Below are 16,105 nucleotides of genomic sequence, written 5' to 3' on the forward strand. Positions count from 1 at the left end.
CGAGGCTTACCAGTGGCCCGGCCAGCACCAACGGTACCAGCACGGTGATGATGCCGGCAGACACGCCGCCGCGCCCGCGCAGCTTGTGCGTCAGCCAGCGCTGCACCGGCGCCAGCAGAAAGGCCAGACAGATGCCCCACGCCAGCGCATCCCAGAACGGCGCCAACATCCTGTACAGCGCCAGACCACACAGGGCGATGACAGCGATGACAAAGCCCTTGAGATAGAGATCCACGCTCGCTCCTCTGTGATTCCGGTAGCACACCGCGGGCAGCAATAGACAAGCCGGGCGGCGGGTACGCGGTTGCGGCCAACCTTTGCAGGCAGACCCTCACCGCCGCACCGCATACCGCGGCTTAAAGACGACCGCTAATCAACCGTACCAGAAACATCACGACGGCGATGACCAGCAAAATATGAATGAAACCGCCGAGGGTGTATGACGACACCAGCCCCAGCAGCCACAGAATCAGCAGGATCACTGCAATGGTGGTAAGCATGCTTCGTACTCCTTTTCCGGCGCATTACTTAGTGCTTCAGAAAGCCGGCATGTTGCTGTCGTTCAAAACGCTTGATCAGTTGCTCGGCCTCATTCCGGCTGATGCCGTAGGCTTGCTGCAGCTTGTCCGACAACGTCACGCGCCTGCCGGCAATCGTGTCAAGGCAATCGTCGGGCAGATTGCTCCACTCGGCTTTTACCTTGCCTCGGAATTCCTTCCAGTTTCCTGCTATCCGGTTCCAGTCCATCATCGTTCCTTCCGCATGGTGCCCGCATGCTGACATCGCCAAGCGGGCTGCCGATCATGCAGCCGGCTGTGCACTACTGCTGCCCCCATGCAAGAACAGGGTACTGCAGCCAAAGCAGGCCATCGTGTGTACTGTGCTCATGAACAAGCCGGTTACAGTATTAAGGATAAACAGTGACCGCGGTCCTGTCGGTACGCTGCCAGACATAAGCCGATGATTGTCCGCCACCAGGGTGCCGACCTGGAGCCGACCGATATTCCACCGATTGCTACACGACCCACCGCAGCTTGCGGCTGCGCGGTAGGCGCCAGCAGTCGGTGCCGACGGTGTTGGGTGCGCTGGCGCACAGACGGCAGCGCGCGTTGTCGTAGCATCAAATGGCACGCCAAAGGTTGGCCGCAGACGCTGGCCGGGAGCCGTGCACGACGGCAAAGGAGTGGAATATGCAACTCGGCCTGCTTGATCTGCCCTGGTGGGGTACGCTGCTGGTCACGCTGGGGCTGACCCACGTCACCATTGCCGCGGTGACCATCTTTTTGCACCGCCACCAGGCGCACCACGCACTGTCGCTGCATCCGGTCGTCAGCCACCTGTTCCGTTTCTGGCTGTGGCTGACCACCGGCATGGTCACCCGCGAGTGGGTGGCGATCCACCGCAAGCATCACGCCGCCTGCGAACTCGCAGGCGACCCGCACAGTCCGCAGGTGTACGGGCTGCGCACGGTGCTGCTACAGGGCGCCGAACTGTATCGCCGCGCGGCCACCGACCCGGCGATGTTGGAGAAGTACGGCCACCACACCCCCGACGACTGGCTCGAACGCCGGCTATACGCCCGCTACAGCGTGCTGGGCGTTAGCCTGATGCTACTCATCGATCTGCTGCTGTTCGGTCCGCTCGGTCTCAGCGTGTGGGCGGTGCAGATGCTATGGATTCCATTCTTTGCCGCCGGTGTCATCAATGGCGTCGGCCACTACTGGGGCTACCGCAATTTCGCACCCGACGACTGTTCGCGCAATGTCGTACCCTGGGGCATCCTGATCGGCGGCGAAGAGCTGCACAACAATCACCACGCCTATGCCAGCTCTGCCCGGCTGTCGCGCCAGCGCTGGGAGTTCGACATCGGCTGGCTGTACATCCGCCTGCTGGCCGCGTTGCGGCTGGCCACCGTGCACAGGCTGGCGCCGCCGCTGCGCTACAACCGCGCCAAGACGGCGTGTGATGCCGACACGCTGCAGGCCGTGATCGTGCACCGCCATCACGTACTGGCGCGCTTTGCCCGCCTGCTGCACCCGGTAGCCATCGCCGAACTCGGTAGCAATGCGGCACTACCGCAGCCGCTGCCACACGCGGCGATTCGGCAGTGGCTGCAACGCGGCAGCCACGCCCTGTCGCTGCCACAACGCGCCGTACTGGAACAGGCGCTGCGCCACAACCGCAAGCTACATACCATTGAACTGATGCGCCAGGATCTTACCGCCCTGTGGCGCCGCTCTGGCACCTCGAAGGAGCAGCTGGTCGCCCAGCTGGAGGACTGGTGTCGCCGCGCCGAGGGTAGCGGCATTGGCGCGCTGCGGGAGTTCTCCCGCGTGCTGCAAAGCTACGACTTACCGTTAGAAGAGGCTAAATGAGCTTAGGAACCATACTGCTGATCGTGGTGGTCATAACTGCTGCTTGGCGCCATTCCCAGTTGGCCGCATAGCCGCCACTGGGGTTACGGCCCCAGTGGCGAGCGTGGATTGCTGTTGCTGGTATTGCTGATTCTGTTGGTGCTCAACCGTTTGTAAACCAGCAGCCACCCCAGCCAAACAAAAGCATCCCCGCACCTTGGTGCGGGGATGCTTTATGTCGGCAACTGCCGCCGTTACGACAGGATAATGCCGCGTGACCTGGGCTGGTGACGGATGACGCTGCCCGCCGCTGAGCGGCATTACCCCACCGCGATCTTCGACTGTCAGCAGATTGCGGGAACGGGGGGGCAGTTAAACCGGCGCGGGCACAATGCTTACGCCGGCGCCGGGCCCCGCGACAGTGGTGCAGCCCGGCCATTCCGGCCGGGCTGCACCGTTTAGTTAATGCCGATCATCGATTTCATGACCGATGACACCGCCAATGGCGGCGCCGCCCAGCGTGCCGAGCGTGCTACCACCGGTCAGTACTGCACCGCCGATAGCACCCACGCCAGCGCCGACGGCGGTGTTCTGCCCTTGGCGCGACATGCCGGCACACCCACCCAGGCTCAGCAGCATGGCTACGCTGACTGCACCGAGCGTCAATCTCTGCATTGTTTTCATGGGGTTACCTTTTTCCTGAATAGGCTGTTCCGGGTGAGCGGTAGCGGCACAGGCGTCGCTGACGCCTTGGCCGGACTAGTCACGCGGCTCACCTTGACTCCTTTGTGTGAATGGGCAGTGCCATGCCGGCAGGAGCTACCGTATGCACTGCTCGTCGCCAATACCAGGCGGCCCACAGGCCGGCATGGCACGCTGCAACAGGTGCAGTGGTATTGGCGCCAATGAGAACAGCTTAAAAGCACCGCCCCGGGCCGTCTGTCTGCTAACACACAAACAAAGGGAAATCGTCGCAAATGGCCAGCCGGATGCGGCGAGGTGAGTCGCGCAAGGGGAATTGCGCATGGTGCCCGCCAGCGGCGGGCTTACCAGCCTGGCGCTAGCAGACGGTACGGTTACGCGTCAGCAGTGCTGCCATTTTGTGACGAATGCCACGGCGGACTGCTATGTATGGCAACGAACAGACTGCGGCCAACCTAGGCACGATGATGATCCCATCTGTACCGGCCCCGCCGCCGGCACAGGCCGCGTGGCCAGGCATCCCTCCCAACAACATCGACATGCCACGCCACACCGCGCGCTTTCGAGCCGCCCCCGCCCGCAGTGCCAAGCGCGACCGGACAACCGGACAAACTTCGCCGCCGTCGTCCAGCCCCCCGGCAGGCACACCCGCCAGCTGCAGGCCACAGGAGAGTCACCATGAAAAGTATTCTGCTTGCCACGGCCATTACAGCCGCCACCGCCTTCGCCTCCCCAGCCCTTGCTGCCGACGTTGGCGTTTCAATCAGCATCGGCCAGCCCGGCTTCTATGGCCGCCTCGATATTGGCGGTTACCCGCCACCGCTACTGCTTTATCGCGAACCGCTCGTCATCCGCCGCGTGCCGGAGAGCCGCCAACCGATCTATCTGCGAGTCCCACCGGGACACGCTCGCAACTGGGGGCGCCATTGCCGCACTTACAACGCCTGTGGTGAACGGGTCTACTTTGTGCAGGATCGCTGGTACACCAACGAGTACATGCCACGCTACCAGCGTTATCAGCGTGATCGCCAGCAGCAGCGCCGCCATCGCACCTATCAGCAGGACGACCATTGGGATCACCGCTACGACCAGCAGGACATCCCGCCCTTGTATAACCGCAACAGCGGCGATCAGGACGGCAATGACGGCTATCAGAACCGCTGACCATGGTGCCGCATCTTTCTGGCCAGGGTCGCGCTTTCCAAGCGCTCCAGGCCGGCGCCATTTGCCCTCCTCCCTGCAACCGCCAGCAACCGCCACCGCATCACGACATTTTGTCTGGCGGCCACCGCCGGTGCTGCAGCCCTTGCCGCACTCAAACCGGCATAACGTAGGCGATGTGCGGGTGCCGGCGCAGCAGCGACACCACCTGCCGTGGGGGTAACGAATTTATGGTGATCCTGTCGTAGCGAAGGGGAAGACCCGGATCACAGGTAGTGCCCAAGATCCAGCATGCGCTGGCGCAACCTTATCTGCTGGGCCAAGAAGCACTGGCGATCACCACCAGTATCGGCATCGCCATGCTCCGCCGCCGGCAGTAAAGCGCGGACGAATTGCTGCCGCAGCCCGACGGCAATATGTACCGCAACAAGCAAGCGGCCAGTGCGACCCGCGCCGCACCAGCCCAGCACAACCTGCAGCCGTAAGCGCCGCCAGCTGGGCGGCATCAGTACCGAAATCTTGGAGTGGGCTTCAGCGTGAGGCGGAAATTTGTCTACCGCCCCTGGGACAGTCCACCTGGCAAGCAAACCGAGCGACAACTGCTCCCTAGCAACGTCAACCTGAATCATGACCTTACGCGTTTGGAGAAGCCTTCAACATTCGATTCTGCTTCACTGAATACGCCGTTCAATCACCATCATGCTGTCGAGAGGAATCGTGCTTGGTCATGTCTTTTCAGCTTCTTGGGCGATTGGCCGCTTTGCACGATCAGGCTGCACACCTGAGTAGTAGTGAAATGCCCGATGATTGGCTAAGGGCTCCATAGCGTCGCGATAGCGAGGTTTAGCAATGAGGTTGCTAAGCTGACCGAGTAACGCCGCATTGAGGGGGAGAAACTGCTGCCTGGCATAGCCCCCCAGGATGGCGTGGAAAACGCTGCGGCCATCGGCATTCAGATTGCGTAGGTCGTCAAAGGTAAAGGGCAAAAGGGTGGGCCGGGCATCCATCTGCAACCAGAAACGGGCCAGCAGCTCGCGGTTGTCACGCCCGGCTACGGTCTGGATTCTGGCTAAAAGCTCACTTTCATTCATCCCATATCTCCTGGCTGAAGGTAAGTCAGTGCCATACCTTGCGGGGTACAACCCTGGCGCAAACGCACGACACAGGAGCAGCATGCGCTTTGCGCGTACACCACCTCTGTTCACTAACACACACAAGCATCGAAATAGCCGCTATTCGGGTGGCCAACAGCGTACGGCCCCCACCCGACCGGCCCCGACTCTCATGGAGGGACTGCCCCAGGTCCATCAGGTATTTGTCTACAACAGAAGAAGACGCCACGATGGCCATCAGGAGACGCCCTATGACACCACAGAAATCTGACGCAGCCCCCCTCCCTCGCAACGTTGATCACTTGCGTTTTCACCGTCCTCATATGCACCTTGCCACCACCTTTGGCAACGATCGGTTCGCACTCAAAGCAGAAGCTTTCGCCCGCTTTTTCGGCACGCCAGTTTTCTTGGGAGCTCAGACCATCATCGTCGCCATCTGGATTGGCATCAACGTGCTTGGCCTCACCAAGTTTGACGTCTATCCATTCATCCTTCTCAACCTCGCGTTCAGTCTCCAAGCGGCCTACGCGGCACCACTCATTCTGCTCGCGCAGACAAGACAAGCCGCACGCGATAAAGCTCACGCAGAAGCAGATGCCTTACATCGAGAAGCTCTTGCGGTCGCCAACGAGCAGCGCCAGACGATCGCCGCACAAAATGCAGCACAAATATTGGAGTTGCTACAGCAGAATACGAAGCTGACCGAGCTTACAAAGCAACTAACGGAGCGGATCGAACTACTGACGGTAGAGATGCACGAGCGATTCGTGCCCAAAGATGCTCGACCATAGTGGCGAGCACCTGAGGCAAGGTGCGGGAAGAAGGATTAAGAAATACGGTGCAGAGTGGAGTAAGTCGCCCCGCTTTCCTAGATACTTTTACGGCAGCTTTTAACATGAAAGCTGCCATCTTTAATCTGGCCCATGAATGACTGCTTCGGCCGACGATCTGCCAGCACGCATGATGAGCTGGCCTACAAGCCTGCCAAAGCGGTCCCCTACTTTTTGCTCAGACCATGACTGCTTTCTGTCAGAAAACAGCCTCTTACTTCCTGTTGGAGCTGGGGCAGACCAGACAGTCATTAGTACAGCTCGATGGTCATCATCGAGAGTGATGGCGGACATTGAGGAAATGACTTCCACTGACAGAAGTTCGGCGTTCGTCGCCGTTGCGATGCTCTCAGTAACTGCGCCAGCAAAATAGCTGCGGATTGCTGACTGTAGTGAAGCTTGGTGTGCCAAGGCGCCACGTCCACCATCGACTAAATATGCCGAGCTGCCATCTGGTTGCTCACATCTCTTGTCAGCTTTCGTCCGGCGTGACCATGCGCATGGGGCGGGTCCCGATCTTCGCCCCGGTGACCTCATCCACGGCGACGGCCTTGATTTCGGTGCTGGTTTCCGCGTCGAAGAAACGCGTCAGCTTGCCGCCGCCCCGGTATTGGCGCCCCCAGGCACCAATCATGAACAGCACCGGCAGAAAATCGCGGCCGGCGGCGGTCAGCAGATACTCCTCGCGCGGCGGGTGTTCCGAGTAGCGCCGCTTCTCCAGCAAGCCCTCCTCGGTCAGTGCCGCCAGCCGGCGGGTCAGCATCGTCGGTGCAATGCCTAGGCTTTTCCGGAATTGGTCAAAGCGCGTGAGGCCGGCGTGGGCGTCCCGCAGGATCAATATGCTCCACGCGTCGCCGGCGACAGCCAGGCTGCGCGCGATCGGGCACGGGTTATCGCAACTATTTTCATAGTCCATACTATTTTGATAGTGACTTACTTTCAGATTGGTAGTATTGTTCGTATCAGTTTGATACTAACACTTCGACGACCAGCAATCCACCCGCACGGAGATTTCATCGATGGGCACGAACAATACAGGTATCGCTCCGGCAAGCGGGGCATCGTCAGGCATCGGCGCCGCCACTGCGGCGCGGCCGATGGGCAAGGTGACATGGAAGGATGTCCCGACCCGCACGCTAGCCGTTGGCGGGGTGGCTTTCGCCTACCGTGAGCTCGGCCCCGACGCCGGCGTGCCGGTGATCTTCCTGCACCACCTGATGGCCGTGCTCGACGACTGGGACCCGCGCGTGATCGACGGCATCGCCGCGCAGCGCCGGGTGATCACCTTCGACAATCGCGGGGTCGGCGCCTCGGGCGGATCGGTACCGCACACCATCGAGGAGATGGGGCGCGATGCCATCGCCTTCATCCGCGCCTTGGGACTCCAGAAGGTCGATCTGCTCGGCTTCTCCCTGGGCGGCGGCGTCGCGCAAATGGTGGCCTTGCAGGCGCCCGAGCTTGTGCGCCGGATCGTCCTTGCCGGCACGGGGCCACGTGGCGGCGGCGGTATCGACAAGATCACCAGAATTGCCGTCACCGCCTACCTCAAGGCGGCGTTGACCTGGAGCGATCCGAGGAATTTCCTGTTCTTCCCCCGCACCCCGGAGGGCAAGCGCGCGGCGAAAGACTATTTCGCCCGGCTGAAGGAACGCATCCAAAACCGTGACAAGCCCATTTCCCTGCAGGCCCGGCGTGCCCAGCTGCAAGCCATCAGAGCGGCGGGGCTGAGTGCGCCCGACGACCTGTCGGTGATCACGCAACCGGTTTTCGTCGCCAACGGCGACCGTGACCTGATGGTCGACAGCAGCCATTCGGCCGACATGGCTCGCCGCCTGCCGAATGCCCGACTCACGATCTATCCCGATTCCGGCCACGGCGGCGTCTTCCAGCACTACCGGGCCTTTGTGCCGGCGGTGCTGGACTTCCTCGCAGACTGATCTGATCCGACCAGAATGAAAAACCAGGGATGAACAATCAAACCATGAAAGCCCTCACCTTCAAACGCTATGGCAAGTCGCCCGGGATCGGGCTCGCCGAGGTACCCCGCCCCACGCTGAAGGGCGACGAACTGCTGGTGCAAGTCCACGCTGCCAGCGTGAACCCGATCGACAACATGATTCCGACCGGGATGTTCAAACCGGTGCTGCACTTCCAGCTGCCGGCCACGCTGGGCAGCGATCTGGCCGGCGTGGTGACCGAGGTTGGCCGCAACGTGACCCGTTTCAAGCCGGGCGACGCCGTCTTCGCCAGCATCTTCGACCTCGGCACAGGGGCCATTGCCGAGTTCGCGGTGGTGCCGGAGCGCGCCGCCGCGCTGAAGCCGGCCAACCTGGACTTCGTGCAGGCCGCGGCTCTCCCGATGGTCGGCCTCACCTCGTGGCAAGCGCTGAAGGAACGCGCCAGTCTTCAGGCCGGTCAGAAGGTGTTCATCCCTGCAGGTGCCGGCGGGATCGGCACCTTTGCGATCCAGCTGGCCAAGCACCTTGGCGCCACGGTGGGCACCACCACCAGTACCGGTAACGTCGAACTGGTGCGCAGCCTGGGCGCAGACGAGGTGGTCGACTACAAGCAGCAGGCATTCGAGAACGTGCTGCGCGACTACGACGCGGTACTTGGCACCGTCAGGGGCGACGCGATCGAGAAGTCCATCGCCATCCTCAAACCGGGAAGCAGGATCATCTCGCTGATCGGGCCGCTGGACGCCGCCTTCGCGCGTGCCAAGCGCTTGAACTTCGTGCTGCGGTTCGTGTTCGGGTTGATGAGCCGCAAGATCATGCGTCTCGCGAAGCAGCGGGACGTCAGCTACTCGTTTCTGTTCATGCACCCCGACGGCGCCCAACTCACCGAAATCGGCAAGCTGCTCGAAACCCAGCGCATCAAGCCCGTGATCGACAAGGTGTTTCCGTTCGAGCAGGCCAAGGAGGCGCTTGAGTACCTTGCCCAAGGGCGATCCAAGGGCAAAGTGGTCGTCAAGATGCGGTGAACCGTCACCATCAAACCCCCAGTTTTTACCCACCAGACCGACAGAAGAAAACCATGAACTCATCCAGAAAAATCGCGGTTGTCACCGGCGCTTCATCCGGCATTGGTGCTGTCTACGCCGATCGTCTTGCCCGGCGCGGCTATGACCTATTGCTCGTTGCCCGGCGCGGCGACCGCTTACAGACGCTCGCCACAAGGCTTGAGCAGGCTTACGACATCAAGGCCGAAACGCTGGTCGCCGACCTGGCGCAAGAAGCCGGTCTCACGCAGCTGGAAAGCGTTCTCGCAAGCAATCCCGCCATCCGGGTGCTGGTGAACAACGCCGGCATCGCCAGGCTGAGCCCGGTTGCCGACGCACCGCCGCAAGACTCGCTGTCGCAGATCGCGTTGAACATCACCACCCTGACGCGCTTGACGCATGCCGTGCTGCCGGCGTTCAAGGCGCGCAACGATGGCGTCATTATCAATATTGCCTCGGCGTTGGCGCTTCATGCGCTGCCGGTCAGCGCCGTCTACAGCGGCACCAAGGCTTTCGTGCTCAATTTCAGCCGCGGCCTGCAACAGGAACTGGCGAATACCGGCGTCCGGGTGCAGGTGGTGCTGCCTGCCGCCACCGCCACCGATCTTTGGGATATCTCCGGGGTGCCGCTGGCCGCATTGGCGCCAGACACGGTGATGTCTGCCGAGCATCTTGTCGACGCCGCGTTGGCCGGTTTCGACCAGGGCGAGTCGGTCACGTTGCCGTCCATGGCAGATACCGGCCTGTGGGCGCGATACGACACGGCACGCGCCGAGCTGTTCACCACGATGCAGACCGGCCAGCCCGCGCCGCGACTCCTTGCCCTCTGACACCGAACGACATCCCCTGGAGATTTTCATGAGCAGCACCCTCTTCACCCCCACCGAGCTTGGCCGCCTGACGCTGAAGAACCGCATCGTCATGGCACCGCTGACGCGCAGCCGCGCGCCCGGCAACCTGCCCAATGAACTGATGGCGCACTACTACCGCCTGCGGGCGGAGGCCGGACTGATCATTACCGAAGGCACCTCGCCGTCACCCAACGGCCTGGGTTACGCACGCATACCCGGACTGTTCAACGCAGAGCAGGTGCAGGGCTGGCGACGGGTGACTGATGGCGTCCATCAGGCCGGCGGCAAGATTTTCGTGCAATTGATGCACACCGGGCGGGTCAGCCATCCCTCGAACATGCCAGCCGGCGCCAGCATCCTGGCGCCCTCGGCGGTCGCCGTTCCCGGCGAGATGTGGACCGACGCCGACGGCATGCAGCCGCATCCCGTACCACGCGAAATGAGCGAGGCGGACATTGCGCAGAGCATCGCCGAATATGCAGCGTCGGCCAAACTGGCGATACAGGCCGGTTTCGATGGCGTCGAACTGCATGCGGCCAACGGTTATCTGATCGACCAGTTCCTCAATACGGCGTCCAATCAGCGTCAAGATCGCTGGGGCGGCACGGTCGAAAACCGCATCCGCTTCGCAGTCGAAGTCGCCAGGGCGACCGTCGCCGCCATTGGCGCCGGGCGCGTCGGCATGCGGATCTCGCCGTATGGCGTCTTCAATGCCCAAGTGCCAGACGCCGAGATGGATGACGTGTACCTGCGCCTGATCGACGAGTTGAATGCGCTCGGCCTGCTCTACATCCACGTCGTGGATCACAGCGCCATGGGCGCGCCGGAAGTCAGCCCCGAATTGAAAGCCAGGCTCCGTGCCGCGTTCAACGGGCAATACATACTCTCCGGTGGCTACGATGTCGCCCGCGCCGAGGCCGATCTCGACGCGCAGCGTGGCGACTTGGTGGCTTTCGGCCGCCCGTTCATCTCGAATCCGGATCTGGTCGCCAAACTGAAGTCGGGGCAGGAACTGGTGGCGCCTGATTTCGCGACTTTTTACACGCCTGGCGAAAAGGGTTACACCGACTATTGAAGCCTATCCCAGGTTATATACCTGCCATTGAGGACCGGCGTGGAACTGGTCGCGTCAGTGTGGGAAGCGGGCATCTATCCTTCTGGGGAGGCTGGCGCCCGACGCGCATTGGCCGGTTGTGGAGCCGGCTGTATGCTTGGGCGTCTGGTCTTGTCCTCGTGCCAAGGCTGCTCCTCACGCTACGTGGACTGCCCCGGGACAGTCCAGATCAGCCAAAGCGGTTTCTCAATTTCTGCTCGAACCTCGGCTGCTTTATGCCGCAAAGCCGCCTGTTCTGCACTGGATGCTGGAACGCAGAGCAACCGAAGAAGCGGGACAAAGCAGGCCGACGAACCGTCGGCAGCGCTGCCGACCCGGCAGCCGTACGGCCTGTCGCCGAGCCTCCGAAGAGATCTCTGGCTGCTTCACATACATAAAGCAGCCAGCGGGCCATCTTGCGCATCATGTCAATTCAAGCGGGGATCACGATGGCCAGTGATTAGCAACCCTGAGGGGGCTATTTCAGGTTGCCAGAAAGAAACTGCGCCAGGCGCTCACTCTGCGGCGACACCAGTACCCGCTTGGGGTCACCTTGTTCCTCTACCCTGCCCTGATGCAGAAAGATCACGTGGTTGGACACCTCACGCGCGAAGCCCATCTCGTGCGTCACCACCAGCATGGTGCGGCCCTCTTCGGCCAAGGTTTGCATCACCTTCAGCACTTCGCCCACCAGCTCCGGGTCGAGCGCCGAGGTCGGCTCGTCGAACAGCATTACCTCCGGCTCCATCGCCAGCGCGCGCGCGATCGCCACGCGCTGCTGCTGGCCGCCCGACATGTGCGACGGGTACTTGCCCTCGACACTTTCCGGCAGCCCGACCTTGGCCAGGTACTTGCGCGCACGCGCCTCGGCCTCGTCGCGACTCAGCCCCAGCACGTGCATCGGCGCCTCGATGATGTTCTCCAGCACCGTCATGTGGCCCCACAGGTTGAAGTGCTGGAACACCATGGCGAGCTTGGTGCGCATCTGCTGCAGCTGCTTCGGGTCGCTCACGCGCAGCGCGCCCTGCTTGTCCGGCGCGGTACGGATCGCCTCGCCGTTGAGTGTGATGCCGCCAGCGCAGGGCTGCTCAAGGAAGTTGATGCAGCGCAGGAAGGTGCTCTTGCCCGAGCCCGAGGAGCCGATGATGCTGATCACGTCGCCGGCCTTGGCCTTCAGCGACACCCCCTTGAGCACTTCATGTTGGCCGTACTTCTTGTGCAGCTCGTCCACGGTCAGTTTGTACATTTCAATTTCTCCCAATACGGCGAATCAGTGAGCCTGCGGCTTCAGGAAGGCAAGCCAGCGCAGCTCGCAACGGCGGAACAGCCAGACCAGTGCGAACACCAGTACGGCGTACAACACGGCAGCGATGCCGAAGGCTTCGAACGAGGCGTAGGTGGCGGCATTGACGTCGCGCGCCACCTTGAGGATGTCCGGCACCGTGGCAGTGAACGCCAGCGTGGTGGAGTGCAGCATCAGGATCACCTCGTTGCTGTAGTACGGCAGCGCGCGGCGCAGCGCCGAGGGCAGGATGATGCGGCGGTACAGCGTGAAGCGCGACATGCCGTAGGCGCGCGCCGCCTCGATCTCGCCGTACGGCGTGGCGCGGATCGCGCCGGCGAAGATTTCCACGGTGTAGGCGCAGGTGTTGAGCGCGAACGCCAGCAGCGTGCAGTTGATACCCTCGCGGAAGAAGGCGTCCAACAGCGGCTGGGCGCGCACCGACTCGATGCTGTAAATGCCGGTGTAGAACACCAAGAGCTGGATGTAGAGCGGGGTGCCGCGGAACACGTAGGTGTAGAACCACACCGGGCCGCGGATCAGCGGGTTCTCCGACACCCGCGCCACCGCCAGCGGCAGCGCCAGCACGAAGCCGATGGCGATCGAGGCGACCAGCAGCCACAGGGTCATGGCGACCCCGGACAGGTGGTAGCCGTCGCTCCACAGGTAGGCCTGCCAGTATTGCTGCAGAATCTCGTTCATAGTGCGGCCTTTCTGACGCCGACCGAGTAGCGCCGCTCCAGCCAGAGCAGAACGCCGTTCGATACCGTGGTGATGGCGAGGTAGATCAGCCCGCCTACCACGCAGAAATAAAACAATTGCATCGAGCTCTTGCCGGCGTCCTGGGTCGCCTTGACGATATCGGACAGGCCGATGATCGATACCAGCGCGGTGGCCTTGATCATCACCTGCCAGTTGTTGCCGATGCCGGGCAGCGCGAAGCGCATCATCTGCGGGAACAGCACGCGGCGGAACACCTGCCACGGCTTCATGCCGTAGGCCACCGCCGCCTCTAGTTGGCCGCGCGGCACGGCCTGAAAGGCGCCGCGGAAGGTTTCGGTGAAATAGGCGCCGTAGATGAAGCCCAGCGTCACCACCCCGGCGAGGAAGGGGTCGATGTCGATCTGGTCGACGCCGGCCCACTCGGTGGCCTGGTTGAGCAGCATCTGCAGGCTGTAGAACAGCAGCAGCATGATCACCAGGTCGGGGACGCTGCGGATCAGTGTGGTGTAGCCGGTGGCAAAGCCGCGCAACAGGCGGCTGCCGGACAACTTGGAACTGGCGCCGATGAGTCCGATCAGCACCGATGCCAGCATCGACAAGAGCGCCAGCTTGATCGTCATCCAGGTGCCGCTCGCAATCAGCGGGCCATAGCCTTGTAAAAACATGTCATTACTCCTCACAAATGGATGTTGCGCGCACGACCTGGCTGACTGGCGCCAAGGGCGTGCGGCAACGCGTCCATGATCGACAGCATTCTGATGGCCGACTTGCCGTGCTGCCGGGGCCGAAGGTGGGTGAAGCTGCCCCCGGCCTTAACGTGCCGGCAAGCGCTCAGTTGTAGATATCGAAGGAGAAGTATTTCTTCTGGATCTTGTCGAAGGTGCCGTTCTTGTGGATCTCGGTCAGCGCGCCATTGAGGATTTTCTTCAGTTCGGCATCCTCCTTGCGTAGACCGATGGCGGCCCCGATGCCCAGTGTTTTGGTATCGCGCAGCGCCGGCCCGGCAAAGGCATAGTCACGCCCCTCCGGGCTCTTCAGGAAACCCACCTCGGCCTGCACCGAATCCTGCAGCGCGGCATCCAGGCGCCCGGCCAGCAAGTCCTGGTACACCAGATCCTGATTCTGGTAGGCAACCACCGTCACCCCCTTGGGCTCCCAGTAGGTCTTGGCATAGGTTTCCTGCGTCGAGCCCTGCTCTACCCCTAGCCGTTTGCCATTGAGCGATTCGGCCGTCGGCAGAATACCGAGGCCCTTTTTCGCTACCAGCCGGGCCGGGCTGCGGTAAATCTTGTCGGAAAAATCGATCTGTACCAAACGCTTCTCGGTCACGCTCATGGAGGAAAGAATGGCGTCGAATTTTTTGGCTTTCAGTGCCGGGATGATGCCATCCCAGGCATTCTCGACCCACACGCACTTGGCTTTGAGCTGAGTGCAAATGGCGTTGCCCAAGTCGATATCAAGACCCACCAGCTTGCCGTTGGAAGCCTTGGACTCGAATGGGGCATAACTCGGATTGACGCCGAAACGAATGACGGTCCAGTCCTTGGCATAAGCGCCGCTGGCAGCCAGGGCCAAAACAACAGAAATTGCTAGCTTCTTCATGGGATTCTCCGTAGACATGCGGGTTACTACTGGGGTTGAGGGAGGCCAGCCTGCTATTGGATTTGCTTTGTGCCGGTTGGCCAGGGCATTACTCTTCATTCTTGAGGTGATCAGTGCTCACCTGCTTGCGACTGCGACAAAAAGCGCTCTGCCAGCCGCGCCCAGTAGGCGGCGCCGATAGGCAGGTTGTGGTCGTTGAAGTCGTAGCCGGGGTTGTGCACCATGCAGCCGTCCTCGCCCTCGCCGTTACCGATGCGCAGGTAGCAGCCGGGACGCTCCTGCAGCATGTAGGCGAAGTCCTCGCTGCCCATCAGCTGGTTTGTGTGAGGTACCACGCAGTCGGCTCCCACCAGCTCTTGCGCGACCTGGATTGCGAACTCGGTTTCACGGTCGGTATTGATCACCACCGGATAACCCATCAGGTACTCGATTTCGGCCGTGGCGCCATAGCTGGCGGCCTGTTGATGCACCAGGCCAGTGATGCGCTCTTTGAGCAAGGCTCGCACTTCGGGGCTGAACGAGCGGACGCTCAATTCAAGCCGGGCACTGTGCGGAATGACATTGTTGGCGCTGCCGGCCTGCAGCACGCCCACGGTCACTACCGCCGCCTGCGCCGGCTCGATATTGCGTGCGACGATGGTCTGCAGCCCCATCACGATGCTCGAAGCGACCACGACCGGATCGACCGTCAGGTGCGGGCGAGCCGCGTGACCGCCGCGACCCTTGATCGTGATGTAGACGTTGTCGCCAGCGGCCTGGAACGGCCCGCTGCGGAACAGAAGGGTGCCCGCCGGCGCGCCGGGGTGGTTGTGCATGCCGAATACCGCATCGCAGGGAAAGCGCTCGAACAGCCCGTCCCGGATCATGCTGAGCGCACCACTGTTGATGCCGTGCTCCTCTGCCGGCTGGAAATACAGATGCACGGTACCGGAAAAACGGCGCGTTTCAGCCAGGTACTGCGCCGCGCCCAGCAGCATGGTGGTGTGGCCATCGTGACCGCACGCATGCATCTTGCCGTGGTGCCGGCTGGCATAGGGCAGGCCAGTTTGTTCGTGAATCGGCAGAGCATCCATGTCGGCACGAATCCCGATACTGCGCTTGCCATCCCCCACCCTGAGCGTACCGACCACACCGGTGTGCCCGACGCCGGTAGTGACCTCGTAACCCCACGCCGCCAGCTTCCGGGCAACCAGCGCGGCAGTTTCGGTTTCTTCATAAGCCAGCTCGGGGTGCTGATGTATCTGGTGCCGGATGACACGCAGCCCTTCGGCGGCGGTGGCTAGGTCGCCGATTTCGCAATAACGCTTTGCAATGTCCATATCGCCTGGCTTCTCTGGCTGGTTTCCCGCATGGCGGGAAGCGGTTGCAGGGGGTGCTGCCGTGTGCCGCACCGT

The 16,105-nt window shown here is 62.0% G+C and carries 18 protein-coding genes and 1 pseudogene; 8 read left to right on the forward strand and 11 right to left on the reverse strand.

Features of this window, described 5'->3' with window-relative positions; translation table 11 throughout:
* The 3 genes and pseudogenes from ABNW52_RS14835 to ABNW52_RS14845 all read right to left on the reverse strand — a co-directional run.
* Nucleotides 1-235: pseudogene (locus ABNW52_RS14835) on the reverse strand (AI-2E family transporter); the annotation flags it as partial.
* Nucleotides 236-356: 121 nt separating this feature from the next.
* Nucleotides 357-500: a lmo0937 family membrane protein gene (locus ABNW52_RS14840; RefSeq protein ID WP_349589393.1), complete on the reverse strand. Its 144-nt coding sequence runs from the start codon at nucleotides 498-500 to the stop codon at nucleotides 357-359.
* Between the two features lie 28 nt (nucleotides 501-528).
* Nucleotides 529-750 carry a CsbD family protein gene (locus ABNW52_RS14845; protein ID WP_349589395.1) on the reverse strand — a complete coding sequence of 74 codons (222 nt, stop codon included), beginning with the start codon at nucleotides 748-750 and terminating at the stop codon, nucleotides 529-531.
* Between the two features lie 440 nt (nucleotides 751-1,190).
* Here ABNW52_RS14845 and ABNW52_RS14850 point away from each other — a divergent pair, with 440 nt between their 5' ends.
* Nucleotides 1,191-2,375 carry a DesA family fatty acid desaturase gene (locus ABNW52_RS14850; protein WP_349589398.1) on the forward strand — a complete coding sequence of 395 codons (1,185 nt, stop codon included), beginning with the start codon at nucleotides 1,191-1,193 and terminating at the stop codon, nucleotides 2,373-2,375.
* 51 nt (nucleotides 2,376-2,426) lie between these two features.
* Complete coding sequence (locus ABNW52_RS14855; protein ID WP_386108236.1) at nucleotides 2,427-2,531, forward strand: DUF3309 family protein; 105 nt, start codon at nucleotides 2,427-2,429, stop codon at nucleotides 2,529-2,531.
* A 285-nt stretch (nucleotides 2,532-2,816) separates the two neighbouring features.
* On the opposite strand, the gene ABNW52_RS14860 is transcribed toward ABNW52_RS14855, so the two are convergent.
* Nucleotides 2,817-3,038: a glycine zipper 2TM domain-containing protein gene (locus ABNW52_RS14860; protein WP_349589400.1), complete on the reverse strand. Its 222-nt coding sequence runs from the start codon at nucleotides 3,036-3,038 to the stop codon at nucleotides 2,817-2,819.
* Nucleotides 3,039-3,734: 696 nt separating this feature from the next.
* Here ABNW52_RS14860 and ABNW52_RS14865 point away from each other — a divergent pair.
* On the forward strand, nucleotides 3,735-4,220 hold the full coding sequence (locus ABNW52_RS14865) for a hypothetical protein (RefSeq protein WP_349589403.1): 486 nt from the start codon (nucleotides 3,735-3,737) through the stop codon (nucleotides 4,218-4,220).
* A 722-nt stretch (nucleotides 4,221-4,942) separates the two neighbouring features.
* Here the strand turns inward: ABNW52_RS14865 and ABNW52_RS14870 are convergent.
* On the reverse strand, nucleotides 4,943-5,308 hold the full coding sequence (locus tag ABNW52_RS14870; RefSeq protein WP_349589406.1) for a hypothetical protein: 366 nt from the start codon (nucleotides 5,306-5,308) through the stop codon (nucleotides 4,943-4,945).
* 272 nt (nucleotides 5,309-5,580) lie between these two features.
* Here ABNW52_RS14870 and ABNW52_RS14875 point away from each other — a divergent pair, with 272 nt between their 5' ends.
* Entirely contained in the window at nucleotides 5,581-6,120 is a 540-nt protein-coding gene (locus ABNW52_RS14875) for a DUF1003 domain-containing protein (protein WP_349589410.1), read from the forward strand.
* Nucleotides 6,121-6,631: 511 nt separating this feature from the next.
* Here ABNW52_RS14875 and ABNW52_RS14880 read toward each other — a convergent pair.
* Nucleotides 6,632-7,075, reverse strand: a complete 444-nt coding sequence (locus ABNW52_RS14880; protein ID WP_349589413.1) for a winged helix-turn-helix transcriptional regulator — start codon at nucleotides 7,073-7,075, stop codon at nucleotides 6,632-6,634.
* A gap of 103 nt (nucleotides 7,076-7,178) precedes the next feature.
* Here ABNW52_RS14880 and ABNW52_RS14885 point away from each other — a divergent pair, with 103 nt between their 5' ends.
* From ABNW52_RS14885 to ABNW52_RS14900, 4 genes are read left to right on the forward strand one after another with little or no spacing between them, the layout of a single operon-like run.
* Nucleotides 7,179-8,096 (forward strand): alpha/beta fold hydrolase, encoded by a 918-nt coding sequence (locus tag ABNW52_RS14885; RefSeq protein WP_349589416.1) that lies wholly within the window; start codon nucleotides 7,179-7,181, stop codon nucleotides 8,094-8,096.
* A 29-nt stretch (nucleotides 8,097-8,125) separates the two neighbouring features.
* On the forward strand, nucleotides 8,126-9,142 hold the full coding sequence (locus ABNW52_RS14890; protein ID WP_349589419.1) for an NADP-dependent oxidoreductase: 1,017 nt from the start codon (nucleotides 8,126-8,128) through the stop codon (nucleotides 9,140-9,142).
* Between the two features lie 53 nt (nucleotides 9,143-9,195).
* Nucleotides 9,196-9,990 carry an SDR family NAD(P)-dependent oxidoreductase gene (locus tag ABNW52_RS14895; RefSeq protein ID WP_349589421.1) on the forward strand — a complete coding sequence of 265 codons (795 nt, stop codon included), beginning with the start codon at nucleotides 9,196-9,198 and terminating at the stop codon, nucleotides 9,988-9,990.
* Nucleotides 9,991-10,018: 28 nt separating this feature from the next.
* Nucleotides 10,019-11,086, forward strand: a complete 1,068-nt coding sequence (locus ABNW52_RS14900; protein ID WP_349589424.1) for an alkene reductase — start codon at nucleotides 10,019-10,021, stop codon at nucleotides 11,084-11,086.
* Between the two features lie 496 nt (nucleotides 11,087-11,582).
* On the opposite strand, the gene ABNW52_RS14905 is transcribed toward ABNW52_RS14900, so the two are convergent.
* The 5 genes from ABNW52_RS14905 to ABNW52_RS14925 all read right to left on the reverse strand — a co-directional run bounded on the left by ABNW52_RS14905 (nucleotide 11,583) and on the right by ABNW52_RS14925 (nucleotide 16,030).
* A complete protein-coding gene (locus tag ABNW52_RS14905; protein ID WP_349589426.1) occupies nucleotides 11,583-12,350 on the reverse strand; it encodes an ABC transporter ATP-binding protein in 768 nt (255 codons plus the stop codon).
* A 24-nt stretch (nucleotides 12,351-12,374) separates the two neighbouring features.
* Nucleotides 12,375-13,088 carry an ABC transporter permease gene (locus ABNW52_RS14910; RefSeq protein WP_349589429.1) on the reverse strand — a complete coding sequence of 238 codons (714 nt, stop codon included), beginning with the start codon at nucleotides 13,086-13,088 and terminating at the stop codon, nucleotides 12,375-12,377.
* The gene (locus ABNW52_RS14915; protein WP_349589432.1) at nucleotides 13,085-13,774 is read right to left on the reverse strand and encodes an ABC transporter permease; all 690 of its coding nucleotides are present in this window, start codon (nucleotides 13,772-13,774) and stop codon (nucleotides 13,085-13,087) included. Before ABNW52_RS14915 ends, ABNW52_RS14910 begins: the two co-directional genes overlap by 4 nt.
* 166 nt (nucleotides 13,775-13,940) lie before the next feature.
* Nucleotides 13,941-14,711, reverse strand: coding sequence for an ABC transporter substrate-binding protein (locus tag ABNW52_RS14920; RefSeq protein ID WP_349589435.1), 771 nt, complete (start codon nucleotides 14,709-14,711; stop codon nucleotides 13,941-13,943).
* 110 nt (nucleotides 14,712-14,821) lie between these two features.
* Nucleotides 14,822-16,030 (reverse strand): M20 aminoacylase family protein, encoded by a 1,209-nt coding sequence (locus tag ABNW52_RS14925; RefSeq protein WP_349589438.1) that lies wholly within the window; start codon nucleotides 16,028-16,030, stop codon nucleotides 14,822-14,824.
* Between the last annotated feature and the right edge of the window lie 75 nt (nucleotides 16,031-16,105).

The sequence above is a fragment of the Vogesella oryzagri genome, from assembly GCF_040148885.1.
In the GTDB taxonomy this organism is placed as follows: Bacteria; Pseudomonadota; Gammaproteobacteria; order Burkholderiales; family Chromobacteriaceae; genus Vogesella; species Vogesella oryzagri.

Coding starts and splice junctions, on each gene's coding strand:
- ABNW52_RS14840 (WP_349589393.1), bottom strand. CDS start 500: ATGCTTACCACCATTGCAGTGATCCTGCTGATTCTGTGGCTGCTGGGG.
- ABNW52_RS14845 (WP_349589395.1), bottom strand. CDS start 750: ATGATGGACTGGAACCGGATAGCAGGAAACTGGAAGGAATTCCGAGGC.
- ABNW52_RS14850 (WP_349589398.1), top strand. CDS start 1,191: ATGCAACTCGGCCTGCTTGATCTGCCCTGGTGGGGTACGCTGCTGGTC.
- ABNW52_RS14860 (WP_349589400.1), bottom strand. CDS start 3,038: ATGAAAACAATGCAGAGATTGACGCTCGGTGCAGTCAGCGTAGCCATG.
- ABNW52_RS14865 (WP_349589403.1), top strand. CDS start 3,735: ATGAAAAGTATTCTGCTTGCCACGGCCATTACAGCCGCCACCGCCTTC.
- ABNW52_RS14870 (WP_349589406.1), bottom strand. CDS start 5,308: ATGAATGAAAGTGAGCTTTTAGCCAGAATCCAGACCGTAGCCGGGCGT.
- ABNW52_RS14875 (WP_349589410.1), top strand. CDS start 5,581: ATGACACCACAGAAATCTGACGCAGCCCCCCTCCCTCGCAACGTTGAT.
- ABNW52_RS14880 (WP_349589413.1), bottom strand. CDS start 7,075: ATGGACTATGAAAATAGTTGCGATAACCCGTGCCCGATCGCGCGCAGC.
- ABNW52_RS14885 (WP_349589416.1), top strand. CDS start 7,179: ATGGGCACGAACAATACAGGTATCGCTCCGGCAAGCGGGGCATCGTCA.
- ABNW52_RS14890 (WP_349589419.1), top strand. CDS start 8,126: ATGAACAATCAAACCATGAAAGCCCTCACCTTCAAACGCTATGGCAAG.
- ABNW52_RS14895 (WP_349589421.1), top strand. CDS start 9,196: ATGAACTCATCCAGAAAAATCGCGGTTGTCACCGGCGCTTCATCCGGC.
- ABNW52_RS14900 (WP_349589424.1), top strand. CDS start 10,019: ATGAGCAGCACCCTCTTCACCCCCACCGAGCTTGGCCGCCTGACGCTG.
- ABNW52_RS14905 (WP_349589426.1), bottom strand. CDS start 12,350: ATGTACAAACTGACCGTGGACGAGCTGCACAAGAAGTACGGCCAACAT.
- ABNW52_RS14910 (WP_349589429.1), bottom strand. CDS start 13,088: ATGAACGAGATTCTGCAGCAATACTGGCAGGCCTACCTGTGGAGCGAC.
- ABNW52_RS14915 (WP_349589432.1), bottom strand. CDS start 13,774: ATGTTTTTACAAGGCTATGGCCCGCTGATTGCGAGCGGCACCTGGATG.
- ABNW52_RS14920 (WP_349589435.1), bottom strand. CDS start 14,711: ATGAAGAAGCTAGCAATTTCTGTTGTTTTGGCCCTGGCTGCCAGCGGC.
- ABNW52_RS14925 (WP_349589438.1), bottom strand. CDS start 16,030: ATGGACATTGCAAAGCGTTATTGCGAAATCGGCGACCTAGCCACCGCC.